This is a genomic window from Citrobacter amalonaticus (assembly GCF_018323885.1).
Classification (GTDB): Bacteria; Pseudomonadota; Gammaproteobacteria; order Enterobacterales; family Enterobacteriaceae; genus Citrobacter_A; species Citrobacter_A amalonaticus.
Window position 1 is genome coordinate 2073490 of record NZ_AP024585.1, and the last position, 20168, is coordinate 2093657.

Sequence of the window (20168 nt, forward strand, 5' to 3'; positions counted from 1 at the left end):
AAGCCGTTAAAGTTAATCTCGTCAACACGGCACTGTACTTCTTCATAAGTGACAAGAAAGCCGTAAAATAACTGAAAGGAAGGATAAAGATTATGCGTAAATTAACTGCACTGTTTGTGGCTTCAACTCTGGCACTGGGCGCTGCGAACCTGGCTCACGCAGCGGATACCACCACCGCGGCACCGGCAGACGCCAAACCGATGATGCAGCATAAAGGTAAATTCGGCCCACATCATGACATGATGTTTAAAGACCTGAATCTGACCGATGCTCAGAAACAACAGATTCGCGACATCATGAAGGATAAGCGTGACCAGATGAAGCGTCCGCCGGTTGAAGAACGCCGCGCAATCCACGACATCATTGCCAGCGATACCTTCGATAAAGCGAAAGCAGAAGCGCAGATTACGAAGATGGAAGAACAGCGCAAAGCGAACATGCTGGCACACATGGAAACGCAGAATAAGATCTACAACATTCTGACCCCGGAACAGAAAAAACAGTTTAATGCCAATTTTGAGAAGCGTCTGACAGAACGTCCGGCGCGTGACGGTAAAATGCCTGTACCTGCTGAGTAATCGCTGAGCAGACTTATTCGAAGACCGCCGGTCTTGTCCATCCTCTCCACTGAGGCGATGGACAGGATCGGCGGTTTTTTCTTTTTCATACCCTATGGAAAATCATCATGGCTGCCGATAACGACGTTGTGCTTTATTATGCCGCATAATGTTTATCAGGAGCGATGATGGAATACTTTGATATCCGCAAGATGCCGGTCAGTCTCTGGCGCAACGGTGCTGGTGAAACGCGTGAAATTTGCTGTTTTCCTCCGGCGACCCGCGATTTTCACTGGCGTGCCAGCATTGCTTCTATCGCCGGTAATGGCGAGTTTTCGCTCTTTCCTGGTATCGAGCGGGTGATTACCCTGCTGGAAGGCAGCGAAGTGACGCTGGAAAGTCAGGGCGCCTTCAGCCATACCCTTAAGCAGCACCAGCCGTTTACCTTTGCCGGCGAGCGTGTGGTGAAGGCCAGACTGACGGAAGGGCAGATGTCGATGGATTTTAATATCATGACCCGGCGTGACTCCTGCCAGGCGAAAGTGCGGGTGGCCGATCGTACCTTTACCACGTTTGGCTCACGCGGCGGCGTGGTGTTTGTTATTAGCGGAGCCTGGCAACTGGGCGATAAGCTCCTGACTGCCGATCAGGGCGCCTGCTGGCACGACGGAAAACATACGCTACGGTTGTTGAAAGCAGAAGGGAAACTGTTATTCAGCGAGATCACCTGGTTGCAGGGGTATTCCCCGGATTCAGTTCAATGATTTCACAGGTTCCGGCAACGAGCGGCTTACAGAGAATCTTGTAACCGTCATGATCAAAACCGGCTGGCGTCTGGACCAGCGTCGCCGCATCCTCCAGCGTATCGACCGCCCCCAGCCATAGCCAGTTATTAATGACGTGATACTGCGTCATTTGCGCACGACTCTCTCTGAGCGCAATGGCGTTTTTCCACGGCCAGCAGATAACGCGCAGTTTTTCCAGCGATGCCTGTAAACGGGCGTCGTGCTCCTGTGGCGATTCTTTATTACAGCAGACGCCAGCGCAGCGTTTTAGCGCGGCGCGAAAGCAGGCTCGGCCACGGCTCAGGGGTTCAAGACCCAGTCGCCCGTAACACAATCTTTGTTCGTCAGCGAGTGACTGTAAGGCGGCAAGCGCTGCGCGGCGGTTGGCAAAAAGACCGAACAGATCCGGAGCGTGGGAGAAATCAACGTCACGCGAATAGACGACATCCACTTTTCCATCCCGGAGCGTTAATGCGCAGAGTTGGCGGTTGCGGCGCAGGCGTTTATTAAATAGCGGCTGTTGCTCTTTAATCAGCCGTGCCTCGAGTAATAGCGCGCCGATTTCACCGGCGGTACCGATCCAGGAGATACGCCTGGACTGGCGCAGCATGGCGGCTTCTTCTGGCGTGCGTAAATGCGACAGTACCCGACTGCGGATATTGACACTTTTACCAATGTAAAGTGGCAGGGTGTCGCTTTCGCTGTGAAACAGGTAAACACCAGGCACGCTCGGGAGCGACTCCAGGAAAGGGCGCAGATGTTCAGGATATTCGTAAACTGCTGCTGCTTCAAACTCAAGACGAGGAACTGATTGACGCCGTGCCACGGTAAACTCCGGATGCTGGTTATGCATCCAGTATAGCAGTGGTATTACGATGAAAAAAGAGAGGGCGTGGGCGACTGCGGCGCGAAAGCCGGATGGCGTTGCCATCCGGTCGGTTCATGCTTACTGTTTCCAGAAGTCATCAAACACGGTAATCGGCGGACGGCGTTTATGCTCTGTCTTCAGATACCAGCCTTCAATGATTTTCGCGATAGCGGCATCCACCGCTTTTCCTTCCAGATAGTCATCAATATTCTCATAGGTCACGCCCAGCGCGGCTTCATCCGGCAGAGAAGGGCGATCGTCTTCGAGATCCGCGGTGGGTGTTTTCTTATAAAGGTGCTCCGGGCAACCTAACGCCGCCAGTAGTTGTTTCCCCTGGCGCTTGTTGAGGCGAAACAGCGGGTTAATATCCGTACCGCCGTCTCCGTATTTGGTGAAGAAACCGGTAATGGCTTCCGCCGCATGATCGGTACCCACCACCACGCCGCTGGTCATACCCGCGATACTGTACTGTGCTTTCATGCGCTCACGGGCTTTTTCATTGCCACGAACGAAATCGCTCAGTTCAATACCGGCTTCACGCAAAGCCTGTTCGCTCGCCAGTACCGCACCTTTGATATTGACGGTCAGCACGCGGTCCGGCTGGATAAAGTCGATGGCGTCCTGACAATCCTGCTCATCAGCCTGAACGCCATAAGGCAGGCGAACGGCGATAAACTGCAATGCGTCGTTACCGGTCTCAGCACGCAACTCGCTAATGGCGGTCTGGCACAGTTTGCCTGCCAGCGTCGAGTCTTGTCCTCCGCTGATACCCAGCACCAGACTTTTCAGGAAGGGATAACGTTGCAGATATGCCTTCAGGAAATCCACGCTGCGGCGAATTTCCTCTTCTGGATTAATGTGCGGTTTTGCACCAAGCGCTTTGATGATCTCATGTTGCAGAGTCATTTACCCCCCTCCCAAATGTATAAAGAATAAAATCAGACTGTGTTAAAGCTAACCCTTTGCTGTGAAAACGACAAGTGAACGCAGGCTGAGTGGCGCTTAAAACGACATCCTGCCGTCTGAACGGAATCTGGCAAAATATTCGCGTGCTAAGCGTTAGCTTGAAAAATGTCAAAATGTATTCCAGGCTTATATAACACGCTGATAAACAAGAGGACGGAAAATGAACAGGACTATTGCAGGAATTTTCAGTGCAGCAGCTGTATTAACGATGCTGGCAGGGTGTACGGCGTACGACCGTACCAAAGACCAATTTGTCCAGCCTGTGGTCAAAGATGTGAAAAAAGGCATGAGCCGCGCGCAGGTTGCACAGATTGCCGGAAAACCGTCGTCTGAGGTGAGCATGATCCATGCTCGTGGTACCTGCCAGACCTACATCCTGGGTCAACGTGATGGTAAAGCAGAGACCTATTTCGTGGCGCTGGATGATACCGGTCATGTGATCAACTCAGGCTACCAGAGCTGCGCTGAATACGATACCGACCCGCAGGCAGCGAAGGCACAATAACTGTCTACTGCCTGTACAAGTCAACGAACCGGCCCCTGGCCGGTTTTTTTGTAACGAAGATGATCTTATTTATTGATGCGAATTATTTACCCGAAGTGTGAAGGGGGTCATAACGCCAGGTCAATGAGAGACAATTTAGTTGGTCAAGGAAATACCATCAGCAGGTGCGATGCCGTATACTCATTTCAGACACAGAAATAAGTTTTCGGTTACGCAGGTTATCCAGAGCATAGAAGCAGGTAGAGACTTGCGGCGTGGCTGGTTGACAGATAATCGCACATGAGGAAGGTCTGAATGGAAAAGAAACACATTTATCTGTTTTGCTCTGCGGGTATGTCTACCTCTTTGTTAGTGTCAAAGATGCGCGCGCAGGCGGAAAAGTATGAAGTCCCGGTTATTATTGAAGCATTTCCGGAAACCCTTGCCGGAGAAAAAGGACCCAATGCTGACGTTGTATTATTAGGTCCACAAATTGGTTATATGTTGCCCGAAATTCAGCGTTTGTTACCGAACAAACCTGTAGAAGTGATTGACTCGCTGCTGTATGGCAAAGTCGATGGTTTAGGCGTGCTTAAGGCTGCAGTTGCAGCAATTAAAAAAGCCGCTGCAAATTAATATTTTAAATTTTCCCGTCAAAGAGTTATTTCATTTACATATACCGCAATAATTAATTGCGGTTTTTAAGGGTATTTTTCTATGAGTAACGTCATTGCTTCACTTGAAAAGGTACTCCTTCCTTTTGCTGTCAAAATAGGAAAGCAGCCACACGTTAATGCAATCAAAAACGGTTTTATTCGTTTAATGCCATTAACCCTCGCGGGGGCTATGTTTGTATTAATCAATAACGTTTTCCTGAGCTTTGGGGAGGGGTCGTTTTTTTATTCCCTCGGTATTCGGCTGGATGCGTCAACCATTGAAAATCTCAATAGTCTGAAGGGCATCGGCGGAAACGTCTATAACGGTACGTTGGGTATTATGTCACTGATGGCGCCATTCTTTATCGGTATGGCGCTGGCGGAAGAGCGCAAAGTCGACGCCCTGGCGGCCGGCCTGTTATCGGTCGCGGCCTTTATGACCGTCACGCCTTATAGCGTGGGTGAAGCCTATGCGGTTGGGGCGAACTGGCTGGGCGGCGCGAATATCATTTCCGGTATTATTATCGGTCTGGTGGTCGCCGAAATGTTTACCTTTATTGTCCATCGCAACTGGGTCATTAAATTACCCGATAGCGTACCGGCATCTGTTTCTCGTTCATTCTCAGCATTGATTCCAGGCTTTATTATCCTCTCTATTATGGGGATCATCGCCTGGGCGCTGACGACCTGGGGAACAAACTTCCACCAGATCATTATGGACACCATCTCGACACCGCTGGCTTCGCTGGGCAGTGTGGTTGGCTGGGCGTATGTACTCTTTGTTCCGCTGCTGTGGTTCTTCGGTATCCACGGTTCCCTGGCGCTGACGGCGCTCGACAGCGGTATCATGACCCCATGGGCGCTGGAAAACATCGCTATCTATCAGCAGTACGGTTCAGTGGATGCCGCGCTGGCTGCCGGTAAGACGTTCCACGTCTGGGCGAAGCCGATGCTCGACTCCTTTATCTTCCTCGGCGGTAGTGGTGCAACGCTGGGTCTGATCCTGGCTATCTTTATCGCCTCTCGCCGCGCGGATTACCGTCAGGTGGCGAAACTGGCTCTGCCATCAGGTATCTTCCAGATTAACGAACCGATTCTGTTTGGTCTGCCGATCATCATGAATCCGGTGATGTTCATCCCGTTCATTCTGGTTCAGCCGATTCTGGCCGCGATCACGCTGATAGCGTATTACCTGGGGATCATCCCACCAATTACGAACATCGCACCGTGGACCATGCCAACCGGGCTGGGGGCGTTCTTTAACACCAACGGGAGCGTTGCGGCTCTGCTGCTCGCCTTGTTCAACTTAGGGATTGCGACGCTGATTTACCTGCCGTTCGTGGTGGTTGCGAACAAAGCGCAAAACGCAATCGACAAAGAAGAGAGCGAAGAAGATATCGCTAACGCACTGAAATTCTAAGTTTAACCCGGCATGTGGCAACGCATGCCGGGCCGTCAAAGAGGAATGATTTATGATGGATCTCGAGAATATTACTGATACCCAAACCGAAGCCGAAGAGCTCGAAGAAGTGGTGATGGGGCTTATCATCAACTCCGGACAGGCGCGCAGCCTGGCCTACGCGGCCTTAAAACAGGCGAAGCAGGGCGACTTCGACGCCGCGAAAACGATGATGGAGCAGTCGCGCATGGCGTTGAACGAAGCCCATCTGGTGCAGACGAAACTGATTGAAGGCGATCAGGGCGAAGGTAAAATGAAAGTCAGTCTGGTTCTGGTTCACGCACAGGATCACCTGATGACGTCAATGCTGGCACGCGAACTGGTGGCAGAGTTGATTGAGCTTCACGAGAAGCTGAAATAGTAAGGAGTTGATGATGCAACATCAGGCGACCGCACCGGAAATCACCATTGCCCGTGAACAACAGTTGTTTAACGGTAAAAATTTCCATGTCTTTATCTACAACAAGACAGAGAGCGCCTGTGGTCTGCATCAGCACGATTACTATGAGTTTACGCTGGTGCTCACGGGGCGCTATTACCAGGAGATCAACGGTAAACGCGTGCTGCTGGAACGGGGTGACTTTGTGTTTGTCCCGCTCGGTTCGCACCATCAGAGCTTCTACGAGTTCGGCTCGACGCGCATTCTCAACGTTGGCATCAGTAAACGTTTTTTTGAACAGCACTACAGCCCGCTCATGCCGTTCTGTTTCGTGGCATCGCAGGTCTATCGCACCAACAGCGCATTTTTAACCTATGTCGAAACGGTTATTGCCTCGCTCAACTTTCGTGATACCGGGCTGGAAGAGTTTGTCGAAGTGGTCACCTTCTACATTATCAACCGCCTGCGCCATTATCGTGAAGAACAGGTTCTGGATGATATTCCGCAGTGGCTGAAAGCCACCGTGGAAACCATGCATGATAAAGCGCAGTTTGGTGAAAACGCGCTGGAAAATATGGTTTCCCTGTCGGCAAAATCTCAGGAATACCTGACGCGAGCGACCCAGCGTTATTACAGCAAAACGCCGATGCAATTGATTAATGAAATTCGCATTAACTTTGCCAAGAAACAGCTGGAGATGACTAACTACTCCGTAACAGATATTGCGTATGAAGCGGGATACAGTAGTCCTAGTCTGTTTATTAAGACGTTTAAAAAAATGACGTCATTTACGCCTAATAGCTACAGAAAAAAACTCACGCAATATAATCAGTAATTATTTTACTCAACAACCAGGTTTACGCTTGCCCATTAGTGACGCGGGACGTCTGCGTCATATCTGACAGAAGGGCAGAGCATCATTCACGCCAGTGTTAAGCACTGAAGGGAGAAACGATGAGCCAGAAATTAAAAGTCGTCACCATTGGTGGTGGCAGCAGCTATACCCCGGAATTGCTGGAAGGATTTATTAAACGCTACCACGAGCTGCCGGTTTCCGAATTGTGGCTGGTTGACGTCGAAGGCGGTGAAGAGAAACTGGATATTATTTATCAACTTTGCCAGCGTATGATCGAAAAAGCAGGCGTGCCGATGAAGGTGTTTAAGACTCTGGATCGCCGCGAAGCGCTGAAAGATGCCGATTTCGTAACCACGCAGTTGCGCGTAGGACAGTTGAAAGCGCGTGAACTGGATGAGCGTATTCCGTTGAGTCACGGCTACCTGGGCCAGGAAACCAACGGTGCCGGTGGTCTGTTCAAAGGGCTGCGCACGATCCCGGTGATTTTCGACATTATTAACGATGTGGAAGAACTGTGCCCGAATGCCTGGGTGATCAACTTTACTAACCCGGCAGGCATGGTGACCGAAGCGGTCTATCGTCATACGAACTTCAAACGCTTTATTGGCGTGTGCAACATTCCGGTCGGGATGAAGATGTTCATCCACGATGTGCTGGCACTGAAAGAGAGTGATGACCTGTCGATCGACCTGTTTGGTCTCAACCACATGGTGTTCATTAAAGACGTGATCGTCAACGGGCAGTCACGCTTTGCTGAGCTGTTGGACGGCGTGGCCTCGGGCCAGCTTAAAGCCTCCACGGTGAAAAACATTTTCGATCTGCCGTTTAGCGAAGGGCTCATTCGTTCTCTGAATCTGCTGCCATGCTCGTATCTGCTGTACTACTTCAAGCAAAAAGAGATGCTGGCGATTGAGATGGGTGAATACTACAAGGGCGGCGCACGGGCCCAGGTGGTACAGAAGGTCGAGAAACAGCTGTTCGATCTGTATAAGAACCCGGAGCTGAACGTCAAGCCGAAGGAGCTGGAGCAGCGCGGTGGCGCGTACTACTCTGACGCCGCCTGTGAAGTGATTAATGCCATTTTTAATGACAAGCAAACCGAGCATTACGTCAACATTCCGCATCACGGCCACGTCGATAACATTCCGGCCGACTGGGCGGTAGAGATGACCTGTACGCTGGGTCGCAATGGGGCAACGCCGACGCCGCGTATCACCCATTTTGACGAGAAAGTGTTGGGATTGATCTATACCATCAAAGGTTTTGAAGTCGCTGCCAGTAACGCGGCGCTGAGTGGTGAGTTTAACGATGTGTTGCTGGCGCTGAACCTGAGCCCGTTGGTGCACTCAGACCACGATGCAGAAGGGCTGGCGCGTGAACTGATTCTGGCGCACGAAAAGTGGCTGCCAAACTTTGCCGGGTGCATTGCGAAGCTAAAAGACGCACAACACTAAAGAGGTCGGCTATGGAACGCTTATTGATTGTAAACGCGGATGATTTTGGCCTGAGCAAAGGGCAAAACTACGGCATCGTGGAGGCCTGTCGCCACGGTGTGGTGACCTCGACCACGGCGCTGGTGAACGGTGATGCCATTGAGCATGCGGTCGCCTTAAGCCGCGATCTGCCGACGCTGGCGGTAGGGATGCACTTTGTTCTGACGCTGGGAAAACCGCTGACCGAGATGCCGGGATTAACCCGTGAAGGGCGTCTGGGAAAATGGATCTGGCAGATGGCAGAGGAAGATACGCTGCCGTTGGATGCAATCGCCCGTGAGCTTGCCAGTCAGTACCAGCGTTTCATCGACCTGTTCGGACGGGAGCCGACGCACCTGGATAGCCATCACCATGTGCATATGTTCCCGCAGATCTTCCCCCTTGTCGCGCGATTTGCCGCAGAGCGTAATCTTGCGCTGCGCATTGATCGTCAGCCGGTGTTCCAGGCAGGCGATCTTCCGGCGACGCTGCGTAGCTCGCAAGGGTTCAGCAGTGAGTTTTACGGGGAAGCGATTTCGGAAGCGTTGTTTCTGCAGGCTCTCGATGCTTCAGCAAAACGTGGAGAATCCTCACTGGAAGTGATGTGTCACCCGGCGTTTATTGACAATATCATCCGTCAGAGCGCCTATTGTTACCCCCGCTTGACTGAACTGGACGTGCTGACGTCGGCCTCGCTCAAGTATGCGATTGCAGAACGTGGCTACCGTCTGGGCAGTTTTCTTGATGTCTGACTCCTGAGTTTGCGGCGCGTGGTGCGCCGCTTTTTTTGCCCGCGATTTGCCTCAGGCTGGTACGGCCGGGATTTTAGCCGTGCGCGACCAGACACGGTGAGCTGCCATCAATGTAAACAGCTCATCCATAAAACGGCTATCCGCATCAGCGCCTTCAACAACGCCTTCCTCTCCCTGACTGTCGATATGCAGTCGCGCTTTAAAGCGTCGTGCTTCACCGGCGAGTGCAATAGGTTTGAGATGCTTATAGGCTTCCAGCAGGTAGTACTGCGCGTCGCCGTTGTCCTCAATATCGGCGATGTCACCGCTCGGCACAATGACTGCATCCACGGTGAGAGACGGTGCTCCGGCAAAAGTGGCGGCGATGGTCAGCGTTGAACCATCATCTGCGACCACCTCGCCCATGCGGGAGTAGAGCAGTTTCGCGTGGACGCCTTTCGCCTTAAGCGCCTGGAGTATTGAAAGCAGATCAGCGGATTTCACTTTTCCGTTGAGCAAAATCCCGACGACGCGGCCTTTGATATCGCCGTCCGGCACGGCATACAGACTGAGTGAAGGATCTTTCTTCAGTCCGTTCACCTCTGGCGGCGGTGCAATTTGTGTCTGTTCATCGCTTAACGCGATCCCCAGATTCTTCCCGACCGCCTGCGCGAGGTTAATGTCGATGTGCGCCAGTTGGTCGACCACCCGTTCACGGATCCAGCTACGAACAACCTTACTCAGTTCAAAGCTGAAGGCATCGATGATATGCAACTGCTCCACGGGCGTCTGGCTTGACCAGAACAGACGCGGATGGGCGTAATATTCGCCAAACGAGGGGCTACGTTCACGGATTTTGTTACCTTCGATGCGTTCCTGATATGACTCAAAGCCGCCGCGTTTCGGTCCCGGCGGCGTTTCACGCGGCCAGTTGTCATTGATGGAGTTGGGTTCATAGTTGGCCGGGTTGGTATCAATATCCTGGCGGTGCATGCCGTCACGCTGGAAGTTGTGATACGGGCAGGTCGGGCGGTTGATTGGGATTTCGTGGAAGTTAGGTCCGCCAAGACGACTAATCTGCGTATCGGTATAGGAGAACAAACGCCCCTGCAACAGCGGATCGTTCGTGAAATCAATGCCGGGAACGATATGGCCGGGATGAAAGGCGACCTGTTCGTTTTCGGCGAAGAAATTATCGGGGTTGCGGTTGAGTACCAGTTTACCGACGCGCTGCACCGGAACTAGCGCTTCGGGGATCAGTTTGGTCGGATCCAGTAAGTCAAAGTCGAATTTCAACTCGTCCTCTTCCGGGATCAATTGCAGTCCCAGTTCATATTCCGGGAAATCACCGGCTTCAATGGCTTCCCACAGTTCCCGGCGATGGAAGTCCGGGTCGCGACCGGTCAGCTTCTGCGCTTCATCCCATACGAGTGAGGCTTTACCTGCCAGAGGTTTCCAGTGGAAACGAACGAAGGTGGCCTTACCCTCGGCGTTGATCAGCCGAAAAGTGTGAATGCCAAAGCCTTCCATGGTGCGATAACTGCGCGGAATGCCGCGATCGGACATCGCCCACATGACGTTATGCAGGGTTTCTGGCTGTAACGACACGTAATCCCAGAAGGTGTCATGCGCACTTTGTCCCTGCGGTATCGCCCAGTGAGGCTCCGGTTTTACCGCATGGACAAAGTCAGGAAATTTATGCGCGTCCTGAATAAAAAAGACAGGGGTATTATTGCCAACCAGATCAAAAATGCCTTCTTCGGTATAAAACTTGGTGGCAAAACCACGGATATCACGCACCGTATCCGCCGAGCCTGCGCCGCCCTGAACAGTGGAAAAACGTACGAAGACCGGGGTGATTTTATCCGGGTCAGAGAGAAAGTCGGCTTTGGTGATGTCGCTCAGATTTTTGTAGGGCTGGAAATAGCCGTGAGCTGCCGAGCCGCGTGCATGGACGATCCTCTCGGGAATGCGCTCGTGGTCAAAATGGGTGATTTTTTCGCGCAGGATGAAATCTTCAAGCAGCGTAGGACCACGACTGCCTGCACGCAATGAATTCTGGTCATCAGCAATGCGTACGCCCTGGTTAGTAGTGAGGGCAAAATTCTCGCTGCCCTTGCGTACCGTTTCCAGATCGCTCAGCTTTTTATTGCCGGTATCCGGGGCTTTCAGACTGCCGGGCGCGGTAGGTTGCGCGCCTGGAGGCGTTGGTTCAGGAACAGGGCGATACGACTCATTATCAGGAGCCAGAGAGTCCAGACCCGGTTTTGCTTCGCGCGGATCGTGCACCGGTGATTGATGTGGATGGGGATTTTTCTCATTATGCGACATTGAACTCGTCTCCATTTTTCATTGCTGAAAGGGTCGATGTTTTTTTGTCAAAAACCCTCTAACTATAGTCCACTCGTGTGATCCCGCCGGGCAGAACGCGGATGCCAGCGTTGGTTGACAGGGGAAAGCGCACGCCAGGAGCAGGACGGGCGGGGGTAAAATCGGCTAAGATAGTTCTTTTCTGATTTTTGAATTTGTCTTAGTGAAGCAATTAATGATGAAACCTCTTCGCCAACAAAATCGCCCGGTTATTAGTTATGTTCCGCGTGTTGAACCTGCACCGCCCGAACATGCAATAAAAATGGACGCGTTTCGTGACGTGTGGATCTTGCGCGGGAAGTATGTCGCGTTTGTCTTAATGGGGGAGTCGTTCCAGCGCTCGCCGGCGTTCAGCGAGGCGGAATCTGCCCAGCGCTGGGCAAATCAGATTCGTCAGGAAAACGAAATAGCGGATTAATTCCGGCATAAAAAAACCGCCTCGAAGGGCGGTTTTCTGTTTTGGGGACGTTTAGTGATGCGCCAGTTCGGCGTCGTCTTCACTGTCCAGAATGGTTTTATCGGTTTGCTTCAGCCACTGGCTGGTCAGCGTACCGGCGGTCATTGACCCGCTGACGTTCAGCGCGGTACGGCCCATGTCAATCAGCGGCTCAACGGAGATGAGCAGCGCCACCAGCGTGACAGGCAGCCCCATCGCAGGCAGTACGATCAGCGCGGCGAACGTGGCACCGCCACCGACACCGGCTACCCCGGCAGAGCTGACGGTCACAATGCCGACCAGCGTCGCAATCCAGAGAGGATCCAGCGGGTTAATACCGACCGTCGGCGCCACCATAACGGCCAGCATGGCCGGATACAAACCAGCACAGCCATTCTGGCCAATCGTCGCACCAAAGGAGGCGGCGAAGCTCGCGATAGATTCCGGCACGCCCAGACGACGGGTTTGCGCTTCCACGTTCAGCGGGATAGAGGCGGCGCTGGAACGGCTGGTAAACGCGAAGGTCAGAACCGGCCACACTTTGCGGAAGTACTTGAGCGGGCTCACGCCGTTAACACCCAGCAGTACACCGTGGACAACGAACATAATGCCGAGACCGAGATACGAGGCAATGACGAAGCTACCCAGCTTAATGATGTCCTGCAGGTTAGAACCCGCTACCACTTTAGTCATCAGCGCCAGAACGCCGTAAGGCGTTAACTGCATGACCAGGCGGACCAGTTTCATCACCCAGCTTTGCAGGGTGTCTATTGCGGTCAGCACACGTTCACCTTTCGGCGCGTCATCTTTGAGCAGTTTCAGCGCGGCGACGCCGAGGAAGGCGGCAAAAATGACCACGCTAATAATGGACGTCGGGTTCGCGCCGGTCAGATCGGCAAACGGGTTTTTCGGTACAAAGGAGAGCACCAACTGCGGGACACTGAGATCGGCCACTTTACCGACATAGTTGGTTTCAATGGCATTCAGTCGCGCCGTTTCGGCACCGCCCTGAACCAGACCTTCAGCGGTCAGGCCAAACAGATTGGTCACCAGCACACCGACCAGTGCGGCAATCAATGTGGTAAACAGCAGGGTCCCGATGGTCAGAAAGCTGATTTTCCCCAACTGTGAGGCGTTATGCAGACGGGCGACCGCGCTCAGAATCGAGGCAAATACCAGCGGCATGACGATCATTTGCAGCAGTTGCACATAGCCGTTACCAACAATGTTGAACCACTGGACGGAATCTTTCAGCACCTGGCTGTCAGAGCCATAGATGGTGTGCAGCGCAAGGCCAAAGACCACACCCATGACCAGACCGACCAGCACTTTCTTTGCCAGACTCCACTGTTTATGACGGGCTTGCGCCAGCACAAACAGCAGAATGACGAACACCACAATGTTCGCGATTAATGGAAAATTCATCCCCGTTCTCCTGATTTTATTATTCGTCCCGCTGTGTCACAGCGATCCTGTTGCCGCAAGGTTAGCAGAACTGTGACCTGGCTCTTATATTCAAATGGAATTGTTTATGCCAAAAACGATAATTTCGCTGCTTTACTGGTCGATTTGATGCTTTATAAAGCGATTGAACTGCCATTGCAGTGTATTAATCATATCGGATGACCAGCGAACTGCACTGTTCTGGGGCAAGGTCTGGGGCATCCATACCGCCCAGGCAAACAGCGCCATGCAGAGAAATCGCTCCAGTTGATTACCTTTCTGCGGGACCAGAATCGGCAGGCGAAAGCGCCAGCGACAGGGCCAGAGCAGGGGGACGCCCGCTGGGGTTAGCATATCGGCGGCGATATGGCTCAGATAGCCTATCACCATACCCTGCAAGGCATCGGCGGGGATAACCCAGCTCTCCGGCACTTTCAGGTAGAAGGTCGCCAGTAGCGCAAAGACGGCCAGCAGACTGTGAGTGAATCCGCGATGGCCAAACGCACGGGCGATCGGTTTCGAAATCCATTTTAGTCGCTGACCGAGAAATGACTTTGGGTGATCAATATCCGGTAACAGACAGGTCAGAATAGCGGAAGGAACAATATGCCACCAGTCACCCTGTGCGAGCACGGGCGTGAGTTCCGCGTTTTTAGCAAACACCGCGCAGGCAATGGAAAAGAGGAGGTGACCTTCCGCCGTCATGATAAAACCTGATAAACTGTGAATTCGTACAGTATAGGATTTTTATACAGTGGGCGGAAGTGGTGACGTTGTAACTCTTTGTCAATAATGTGCGTTTAACGCGCTAACCAACCGCCATCGACGGCCAGCGTATAACCGTTGATGTAATCTGCTGCCTTCGAGGCGAGGAAAACGACCGGACCCTGCAGATCGTCTGGCGTTCCCCAGCGGCCCGCCGGGATACGATCGACAATCTCTTTATTGCGTTCAGCATCTTCCCGCAGTTGTTGGGTGTTGTTAGTTGCCATGTAGCCGGGGGCGATAGCATTGACGTTAATCTGATGCTGCGCCCACTCATTCGCTAACAGTCGGGTAATGCCCAGAACACCGCTCTTTGAGGCCGTATAGGACGGGACGCGAATACCGCCCTGAAACGACAGCATTGACGCGATGTTGATAATTTTTCCGCCCTGGCCCTGGGCGATGAACTGGCGTGCAACGGCCTGGGAGAGAAAGAAGAGCGACTTGAGATTCAGGTTCATCACGTCGTCCCAGTCCTTTTCAGTAAAACTGAGTGCGTCTTCGCGACGAATGGTCCCGGCGTTGTTCACCAGAATGTCGATGCGACCGAATTTCTCTACCGCCTGGGTGATAACGTCCGCGATGACTGCCTGTTGGCTTAGATCGGCCTGTATGGCGAAAAAGCGGCGACCCAGCGCTTCAACTTTGGCGGCGGTGTCATGAGGGACTTTGCGGTTCACGCCGATGATATCGCAACCGGCTTGCGCCAGCGCAACCGTCATCCCTTGCCCGAGCCCGGTATCACAACCGGTGACAATGGCGACTTTACCTGTGAGACGAAATGCATCCAGAATCATAATGACCTCGGCTATCCGTTTTTATCTGTTATGTGCCTGAAAGAAGGATAGGAGAGGAACCGAAAGAATACAATAAAAATGAAACGTCGTTTTAATTTTTTAACTGTTGGCAAGACGGGCAATGTGGCCATTGCCCGATCCCGGTTAGCCAAGTAAATCGGCGATGGTCAGTTCTGTGAGTGTGTTGAGCCTGACGTCAGCGAGGATATAGCGCGGATCGTGTCGCACCTCTTTGTCCGGTACGACAATGGAGCGCATCCGTGCGGCTTTCGATGCCACCATACCGTTGACGGAATCTTCCAGCGCTACACAACATAACGGGTCGACGCCCAGTTTCGCCGCGCAGTCGATGTAAACCTGGGGATGTGGCTTGCTGTAGGGTAGTTTCTCCGCGGAAGCGATAGCGTCAAAGCTCTCCCGCAGGTCGAACATCGCCAGTACTTTTTCCAGCATATGCAAAGGGGATGCTGACGCCAGTCCGACTTTCAAACCTTGCGCTTTACACAACGCGACCGCTTCTTTGACGCCCGGTAACAGCGGACGCGTCTCTTCAACCAGCGTGATGGCACGGGTAATGACGCGATCGGTGACCTCCTGGCGGCTCGGCCCGTTCCACGGTTGCTGAGCAAACCAGAGATCGACAACCATATCGATGCGCAGCCCCAGCGTATCCGGGAGTTCGTGACGACGAGTGATATCGACGCCGATGCTGGACAGCACGTCCAGTTCAGCCCGATCCCACAGCGGCTCGGAATCAATCAGCAATCCATCCATATCGAATATGGCCGCAAGAATTTGACGCGGGGTTGACATTACAACCTCTCCTGTTGAGCATTAAATGTAGGGTATTCAGCGTTAGCCGCTATCATAACGTTTTTAAAGATCGGGCGAAAAGGGTTATCAGCAGGTAGACTTAAGCCAAAACGACGCGTCTTCATCAAGGGGAACTCATGACGTATCAACAAGCTGGACGCATTGCAGTGTTAAAAAGGATCTTAGGATGGGTGATATTTATCCCGGCGCTTCTCTCCACGCTGATTTCAGCCCTGAAATTTATGTACGCGCACAGCGAAAAGCAGGAAGGGATTAACGCGGTGATGCTCGATTTTGCCCACGTCATGATCGACATGATGCGAGTGAATACCCCGTTTCTGAACCTCTTCTGGTACAACTCGCCGACGCCGGATTTCCAGAATAGCCTGAACATTCTGTTCTGGCTGATTTTTGTGCTGATTTTTATCGGTCTGGCGATGCAGGATTCCGGCGCGCGCATGAGCCGCCAGGCGCGGTTTTTACGTGAAGGCGTTGAAGACCAGTTGATTCTGGAGAAAGCCAAGGGCAGCGAAGGGTTGTCACGCGAGCAGATCGAGTCACGGATCGTGGTGCCGCATCACACGATTTTTCTGCAGTTTTTCCCGCTCTACATCCTGCCGGTGATTATCATCATTGCCGGCTATGTGTTTTTTTCCCTGCTGGGATTTGTCTGAACTAAAAGGCCGCCATCCGGCGGTCTTTGAGAGTGATGACAAACCTCGTTCCGTTACCGGACAAGCCGAGCGCGCCTGATTATAAACGAGGAAAATCAATTCATTGATTTTCGGCTGATAACCACAAAGAAGGAAAAACCACGTTTTATCCTTCTTTGTTAGCGGCCTGAAAGGCCGCCATCCGGCGGCCAATTGATGTCAACCATGATTACGCCGCGAGTAGTCTGTCCATTGCCTTCTGCGCAATCACCAGGTGCTGGCCGCTAAACAGTCTTGCCCGGTTGAGCAAGGTATACAGTTGATATACCGGTTGCCGGTCGAGAAAATCTAACGGCAGCGGCGACACTGACTGATAACCATCATAAATTTGCGGCGGCTGTTCAGTATGCAGCGGCAACATTGCCAGGTCACACTCTCTGTCTCCCCAGTAACAGGCTGGGTCAAACAGATACGGACCGTCTGGCCCGAGCGCGCAGTTCCCGGACCACAGATCGCCATGTAATAAAGAAGGTTGTGGCTGGTGGGAGGCGAGACGCTGTTGCACGTGCTCGACGATGGCGTCGATATTACCAAAGGCAATCCCTTTTTCCGCCGCCAGTTCGAGTTGCCAGCCAATGCGCTGTTCGGCGAAGAAGGTAGACCAGCGGCGCTGCCAGGCATTGGGTTGCGGCGTGGTCGAGAGCGCGTTATCGAAGTCCAGCCCAAACTGCGGCTGATCGCTCCATTCATGCAGGTGGGCAAGCTGCTGCCCCAGAATAAACGCACTGTGCGCATCCAGGGGGCGGGGAGGGAGATAATCCATCACCAGAAAGCTGTAATCACGATCCGCACCCACCGCCCACACTTTGGGGACCGTCACCGTATGGCTGCGTGATAACAGTTCTAATTGGTCGGCTTCTGCCGTGAAGCCTGGAAGCAGTTCTCGCTCATCACATTTAACGAAGAAATCGCGTCCCGCATAGCGTAAATGCCACGCGGCATGAATTTCTCCGCCAGGCAGTTCGTTACGCAGTTCGATTTCGCCTTCACCGAGTTGCTCGCTTAAAAGACGACTGATAGCCTGCCACATGATGTCTCTCCCCATGTTGTCTGCCAGATCATAAGGTTAGCGCAAAGATGCGGTAAAAAAACACGAACTAACGCACACCGTGGACGTGTTTTCGTGGTAATGGCATTTATTGTCCGCTGAGATCCCACTCGTCCCAGGTCACCACGCTGACCTCCGGCATTTTATCTAACGCACTTTCAGCCAGTCCCGCGGCCAGAGCTTTGACCTCGTCCGGACTCTGGGCGCTAATCAACCCAAAGGTATTGGTTCCCAGTTCATGCACATTACCGTCATCATCCGTAAGAGTGAGTAGAAAACCGGCACGGGTAAGATGATTATTCAGTTCATTTATTTCCGTTAAGGAGTCCTCGTGGAACGTGATAGTAACAACATATCGGGTGATTTCCCCACTGGCCATTTGACACCCCTTTGTAATCTCATGAGTTTGTAGCATAGACGGTGAACGCGTAACCCGACAGGTTTACGCAAAATTCCCCCTCGAAGAGAGGGGGGGTCATTATGGCTGGCTAAGGTAAGCGTAGATTTTTTGTGTATCGTCATGGGAACACAGGCGTGTTCCCTGGTTGAGGGTCGCGGCGCTACCGGCCGCCACGCCGAAGCGCACCATATCGTCAAGCGAGGCGCCTTCAGCCAGTTTGAGGGTCATTGCTCCCACCATACTGTCGCCCGCGCCCACGGTGCTCTGGCTTTTGACCGGCGGCGGCACAACCTGTACACAGGTTTTACTGTCCACGCCCAGTGCGCCCTGAGGACCGAGCGAGACGACGACGCGCTGTGCCTTGCCGCTGCGGACAATTTCCTGTGCCGCGTTGCGCACGTCATCAGGTTGCGTCAGTTCGCGATTAACCAGGGCACTGAGTTCTTTCTGATTGGGTTTAACCAGTTCGATATTGCCAATCGCTAACGCGGCCGTCAGCGCCTCGCCGGAGCTGTCAATGATGCAACGGATCCCCTGTTTCTGCGCGGCGGTAATTAACTGGCTGAGTTTTTCAACGTTAACGCCTGGCGGCAGACTACCGCTGATCACCAGAATGGCACCGGACTCGATCTCCAGAACCTGCTCTTCTATCTGGCGAAACTCATCGTCATTCAGAGCCGCGCCGGGCATCACAAAGCGATACTGTTCTCCGCTGGATTCGACATGAACGTGCAGGTTCTGACGCGTCCAGTCTTTTGCATCAATGGTTGCGACCGGAACGTTTTCGTCAGCGAGCAGGGTCACCAGGTGTTCACCGGTTGCCCCCCCGACGGGGAAAATAGCGGTTGCCGTTCCGCCCAGATGGGCGATGGCGCGAGCGACATTTATGCCACCGCCGCCAGGCTCAAATACCGGGGCAGTACAGCGGAGTTTCCCTTCGGGATAGATTTGCGGAGTGATCGTTGCGCTATCGAGAGAGGGCGCAAGCGTCAACGTATAGATACGTACCATCGTTACCTCCTGTTAGGCTATGTTCAGTCTGGCACCGAATAGCCCTAAAGTGAAGTCATTAACAATATGATTAATTAAAGTTTATTTATTTAATTTACCGTAAAGATATATAAATATTTAATTGTTTTGAGAGCTCTCTTATTCAAAAAATGAAATAAGAATTCATTGCTATGTTATTCGAGCCTTTTTATAATTCGTTACCTTTCCTGGGGCGTTTGTCATTGATCCCTCTGAAAGTTTCCGGGACCGTAATGGTCTCTTTTTTTGTTGTACGGACTCTTTATAAATGAAGCTTTTAAAGACAGTTCCCGCTGCCGTTCTGCTGGCGGGGGGCATGTTTGCGTCGATGTATGCAACTGCCGATGATTCCGTTTTTACTGTCATGGATGACCCCTCAAGTGCGAAGAAACCCTTCGAAGGCAATCTCAATGCCGGTTATCTTGCGCAGTCAGGCAACACGAAAAGTTCTTCTTTGACCGCGGACACGACCATGACCTGGTACGGCCAAACAACGGCCTGGTCACTGTGGGGGAACGCGAGCAACACTTCTTCCAATGATGAACGCTCTTCAGAGAAATATGCGGTTGGCGGTCGTAGTCGTTACAACGTGACCGATTATGACTATCTTTTTGGCCAGGCGAGTTGGCTGACGGACCGTTATAACGGCTACCGTGAGCGCGACGTGTTCACTGCCGGTTATGGTCGCCAGTTCCTTAACGGTCCCGTACACAGTTTCCGTTTTGAATTCGGTCCGGGCGTACGGTACGACGAACATACGGATGGCACGACGGAAACGCAGCCGCTGGGCTATGCCTCTGGCGCGTATGCCTGGCAGATTTCAGACAACACCAAATTTACGCAAGGCGTGTCGGTGTTCGGTGCTGAAGATACGACGCTGAACTCCGAGACGGCGCTGAATGTGGCAATCAATGAGCACTTTGGTTTGAAGGTGGCGTACAACGTGACGTGGAACTCCGAACCGCCGGAAACGGCACCGGAGCATACGGACAGACGTACTACCGTCTCTCTGGGCTACCGGATGTAAACTGAGGCCAGACTGTTCGCCAGTCTGGCTTTTTTATTACAGTGTCTGACGTCGATTTATCCGTCAGCGCTTTTGTCCAGAATGTGCACGCTGCCTGAATCACGACGGCGCAGC

General features: G+C 52.7%; 22 protein-coding genes. 12 read left to right on the top strand and 10 right to left on the bottom strand.

Annotated elements, in window-relative coordinates; all coding sequences use genetic code 11:
* Positions 1-92: 92 nt before the first annotated feature.
* Together spy and ves are read left to right on the top strand one after the other, a co-directional pair.
* Positions 93-578, top strand: a complete 486-nt coding sequence (gene spy, locus KI228_RS09710; RefSeq protein ID WP_044254826.1) for an ATP-independent periplasmic protein-refolding chaperone Spy — start codon at positions 93-95, stop codon at positions 576-578.
* A 167-nt stretch (positions 579-745) separates the two neighbouring features.
* The gene (gene ves, locus KI228_RS09715) at positions 746-1321 is read left to right on the top strand and encodes an environmental stress-induced protein Ves (RefSeq protein WP_043000895.1); all 576 of its coding nucleotides are present in this window, start codon (positions 746-748) and stop codon (positions 1319-1321) included.
* Here ves and cho read toward each other — a convergent pair.
* Together cho and nadE are read right to left on the bottom strand one after the other, a co-directional pair.
* Complete coding sequence (gene cho / locus KI228_RS09720; protein WP_081097273.1) at positions 1281-2195, bottom strand: excinuclease Cho; 915 nt, start codon at positions 2193-2195, stop codon at positions 1281-1283. The genes ves and cho overlap by 41 nt on opposite strands.
* A 93-nt stretch (positions 2196-2288) precedes the next feature.
* A complete protein-coding gene (gene nadE, locus KI228_RS09725; RefSeq protein WP_044254823.1) occupies positions 2289-3116 on the bottom strand; it encodes an NAD(+) synthase in 828 nt (275 codons plus the stop codon).
* A 220-nt stretch (positions 3117-3336) separates the two neighbouring features.
* Between nadE and osmE the strand changes: the two genes are divergently transcribed.
* From osmE to chbG, 7 genes are all read left to right on the top strand, one after another.
* Positions 3337-3681 (top strand): osmotically-inducible lipoprotein OsmE, encoded by a 345-nt coding sequence (gene osmE / locus KI228_RS09730; protein ID WP_061070197.1) that lies wholly within the window; start codon positions 3337-3339, stop codon positions 3679-3681.
* A 294-nt stretch (positions 3682-3975) separates the two neighbouring features.
* Positions 3976-4296, top strand: a complete 321-nt coding sequence (chbB, locus tag KI228_RS09735; RefSeq protein WP_042319411.1) for a PTS N,N'-diacetylchitobiose transporter subunit IIB — start codon at positions 3976-3978, stop codon at positions 4294-4296.
* Positions 4297-4377: 81 nt separating this feature from the next.
* Positions 4378-5736 carry a PTS N,N'-diacetylchitobiose transporter subunit IIC gene (gene chbC, locus KI228_RS09740; RefSeq protein ID WP_061070196.1) on the top strand — a complete coding sequence of 453 codons (1359 nt, stop codon included), beginning with the start codon at positions 4378-4380 and terminating at the stop codon, positions 5734-5736.
* Between the two features lie 52 nt (positions 5737-5788).
* A complete protein-coding gene (gene chbA, locus KI228_RS09745; RefSeq protein ID WP_043000891.1) occupies positions 5789-6136 on the top strand; it encodes a PTS N,N'-diacetylchitobiose transporter subunit IIA in 348 nt (115 codons plus the stop codon).
* Positions 6137-6146: 10 nt separating this feature from the next.
* Entirely contained in the window at positions 6147-6989 is an 843-nt protein-coding gene (gene chbR / locus KI228_RS09750; RefSeq protein ID WP_080343308.1) for a transcriptional regulator ChbR, read from the top strand.
* 119 nt (positions 6990-7108) lie between these two features.
* Positions 7109-8464 carry a 6-phospho-beta-glucosidase gene (locus KI228_RS09755; protein ID WP_061070195.1) on the top strand — a complete coding sequence of 452 codons (1356 nt, stop codon included), beginning with the start codon at positions 7109-7111 and terminating at the stop codon, positions 8462-8464.
* Positions 8465-8475: 11 nt separating this feature from the next.
* Entirely contained in the window at positions 8476-9234 is a 759-nt protein-coding gene (chbG, locus tag KI228_RS09760) for a chitin disaccharide deacetylase (protein ID WP_043000888.1), read from the top strand.
* Between the two features lie 51 nt (positions 9235-9285).
* Here chbG and katE read toward each other — a convergent pair whose 3' ends face one another.
* A complete protein-coding gene (gene katE, locus KI228_RS09765) occupies positions 9286-11544 on the bottom strand; it encodes a catalase HPII (RefSeq protein WP_061070194.1) in 2259 nt (752 codons plus the stop codon).
* A 202-nt stretch (positions 11545-11746) separates the two neighbouring features.
* Between katE and cedA the strand changes: the two genes are divergently transcribed.
* Complete coding sequence (gene cedA / locus KI228_RS09770; protein WP_071888400.1) at positions 11747-12001, top strand: cell division activator CedA; 255 nt, start codon at positions 11747-11749, stop codon at positions 11999-12001.
* A gap of 51 nt (positions 12002-12052) precedes the next feature.
* Here the strand turns inward: cedA and tcyP are convergent, their stop codons facing one another.
* The 4 genes from tcyP to hxpB form a co-directional block, all read right to left on the bottom strand.
* On the bottom strand, positions 12053-13444 hold the full coding sequence (gene tcyP / locus KI228_RS09775) for a cystine/sulfocysteine:cation symporter (RefSeq protein WP_054176635.1): 1392 nt from the start codon (positions 13442-13444) through the stop codon (positions 12053-12055).
* 132 nt (positions 13445-13576) lie between these two features.
* Positions 13577-14167: a metal-dependent hydrolase gene (locus KI228_RS09780; RefSeq protein WP_043000884.1), complete on the bottom strand. Its 591-nt coding sequence runs from the start codon at positions 14165-14167 to the stop codon at positions 13577-13579.
* Between the two features lie 95 nt (positions 14168-14262).
* Positions 14263-15024 (bottom strand): 2-dehydro-3-deoxy-D-gluconate 5-dehydrogenase KduD, encoded by a 762-nt coding sequence (kduD, locus tag KI228_RS09785; RefSeq protein WP_058587977.1) that lies wholly within the window; start codon positions 15022-15024, stop codon positions 14263-14265.
* Positions 15025-15168: 144 nt separating this feature from the next.
* The gene (hxpB, locus tag KI228_RS09790; RefSeq protein ID WP_043000882.1) at positions 15169-15837 is read right to left on the bottom strand and encodes a hexitol phosphatase HxpB; all 669 of its coding nucleotides are present in this window, start codon (positions 15835-15837) and stop codon (positions 15169-15171) included.
* A 137-nt stretch (positions 15838-15974) separates the two neighbouring features.
* Here hxpB and KI228_RS09795 point away from each other — a divergent pair, with 137 nt between their 5' ends.
* Complete coding sequence (locus KI228_RS09795) at positions 15975-16511, top strand: YniB family protein (RefSeq protein ID WP_044254806.1); 537 nt, start codon at positions 15975-15977, stop codon at positions 16509-16511.
* 208 nt (positions 16512-16719) lie between these two features.
* On the opposite strand, the gene KI228_RS09800 is transcribed toward KI228_RS09795, so the two are convergent.
* From KI228_RS09800 to pfkB, 3 genes are all read right to left on the bottom strand, one after another.
* Positions 16720-17580, bottom strand: coding sequence for a fructosamine kinase family protein (locus KI228_RS09800; protein WP_061070193.1), 861 nt, complete (start codon positions 17578-17580; stop codon positions 16720-16722).
* Positions 17581-17686: 106 nt separating this feature from the next.
* Complete coding sequence (gene ghoS, locus KI228_RS09805) at positions 17687-17977, bottom strand: type V toxin-antitoxin system endoribonuclease antitoxin GhoS (protein WP_043000879.1); 291 nt, start codon at positions 17975-17977, stop codon at positions 17687-17689.
* A gap of 99 nt (positions 17978-18076) precedes the next feature.
* The gene (pfkB, locus tag KI228_RS09810; RefSeq protein ID WP_043000878.1) at positions 18077-19009 is read right to left on the bottom strand and encodes a 6-phosphofructokinase II; all 933 of its coding nucleotides are present in this window, start codon (positions 19007-19009) and stop codon (positions 18077-18079) included.
* Between the two features lie 286 nt (positions 19010-19295).
* Here pfkB and KI228_RS09815 point away from each other — a divergent pair, with 286 nt between their 5' ends.
* The gene (locus KI228_RS09815; RefSeq protein WP_043000877.1) at positions 19296-20054 is read left to right on the top strand and encodes a DUF481 domain-containing protein; all 759 of its coding nucleotides are present in this window, start codon (positions 19296-19298) and stop codon (positions 20052-20054) included.
* The last annotated feature ends 114 nt before the right edge of the window (positions 20055-20168 follow it).

Excerpts from the sequence above, each read along its gene's own strand:
- ghoS (WP_043000879.1), bottom strand. The coding sequence starts at position 17,977 with ATGGCCAGTGGGGAAATCACCCGATATGTTGTTACTATCACGTTCCAC.
- pfkB (WP_043000878.1), bottom strand. The coding sequence starts at position 19,009 with ATGGTACGTATCTATACGTTGACGCTTGCGCCCTCTCTCGATAGCGCA.
- osmE (WP_061070197.1), top strand. The coding sequence starts at position 3,337 with ATGAACAGGACTATTGCAGGAATTTTCAGTGCAGCAGCTGTATTAACG.
- chbG (WP_043000888.1), top strand. The coding sequence starts at position 8,476 with ATGGAACGCTTATTGATTGTAAACGCGGATGATTTTGGCCTGAGCAAA.
- KI228_RS09800 (WP_061070193.1), bottom strand. The coding sequence starts at position 17,580 with ATGTGGCAGGCTATCAGTCGTCTTTTAAGCGAGCAACTCGGTGAAGGC.
- hxpB (WP_043000882.1), bottom strand. The coding sequence starts at position 15,837 with ATGTCAACCCCGCGTCAAATTCTTGCGGCCATATTCGATATGGATGGA.
- KI228_RS09755 (WP_061070195.1), top strand. The coding sequence starts at position 7,109 with ATGAGCCAGAAATTAAAAGTCGTCACCATTGGTGGTGGCAGCAGCTAT.
- nadE (WP_044254823.1), bottom strand. The coding sequence starts at position 3,116 with ATGACTCTGCAACATGAGATCATCAAAGCGCTTGGTGCAAAACCGCAC.
- chbC (WP_061070196.1), top strand. The coding sequence starts at position 4,378 with ATGAGTAACGTCATTGCTTCACTTGAAAAGGTACTCCTTCCTTTTGCT.
- tcyP (WP_054176635.1), bottom strand. The coding sequence starts at position 13,444 with ATGAATTTTCCATTAATCGCGAACATTGTGGTGTTCGTCATTCTGCTG.
- kduD (WP_058587977.1), bottom strand. The coding sequence starts at position 15,024 with ATGATTCTGGATGCATTTCGTCTCACAGGTAAAGTCGCCATTGTCACC.
- KI228_RS09780 (WP_043000884.1), bottom strand. The coding sequence starts at position 14,167 with ATGACGGCGGAAGGTCACCTCCTCTTTTCCATTGCCTGCGCGGTGTTT.
- chbA (WP_043000891.1), top strand. The coding sequence starts at position 5,789 with ATGATGGATCTCGAGAATATTACTGATACCCAAACCGAAGCCGAAGAG.
- KI228_RS09815 (WP_043000877.1), top strand. The coding sequence starts at position 19,296 with ATGAAGCTTTTAAAGACAGTTCCCGCTGCCGTTCTGCTGGCGGGGGGC.
- KI228_RS09795 (WP_044254806.1), top strand. The coding sequence starts at position 15,975 with ATGACGTATCAACAAGCTGGACGCATTGCAGTGTTAAAAAGGATCTTA.
- chbR (WP_080343308.1), top strand. The coding sequence starts at position 6,147 with ATGATGCAACATCAGGCGACCGCACCGGAAATCACCATTGCCCGTGAA.
- ves (WP_043000895.1), top strand. The coding sequence starts at position 746 with ATGGAATACTTTGATATCCGCAAGATGCCGGTCAGTCTCTGGCGCAAC.
- chbB (WP_042319411.1), top strand. The coding sequence starts at position 3,976 with ATGGAAAAGAAACACATTTATCTGTTTTGCTCTGCGGGTATGTCTACC.
- cho (WP_081097273.1), bottom strand. The coding sequence starts at position 2,195 with ATGCATAACCAGCATCCGGAGTTTACCGTGGCACGGCGTCAATCAGTT.
- katE (WP_061070194.1), bottom strand. The coding sequence starts at position 11,544 with ATGTCGCATAATGAGAAAAATCCCCATCCACATCAATCACCGGTGCAC.
- spy (WP_044254826.1), top strand. The coding sequence starts at position 93 with ATGCGTAAATTAACTGCACTGTTTGTGGCTTCAACTCTGGCACTGGGC.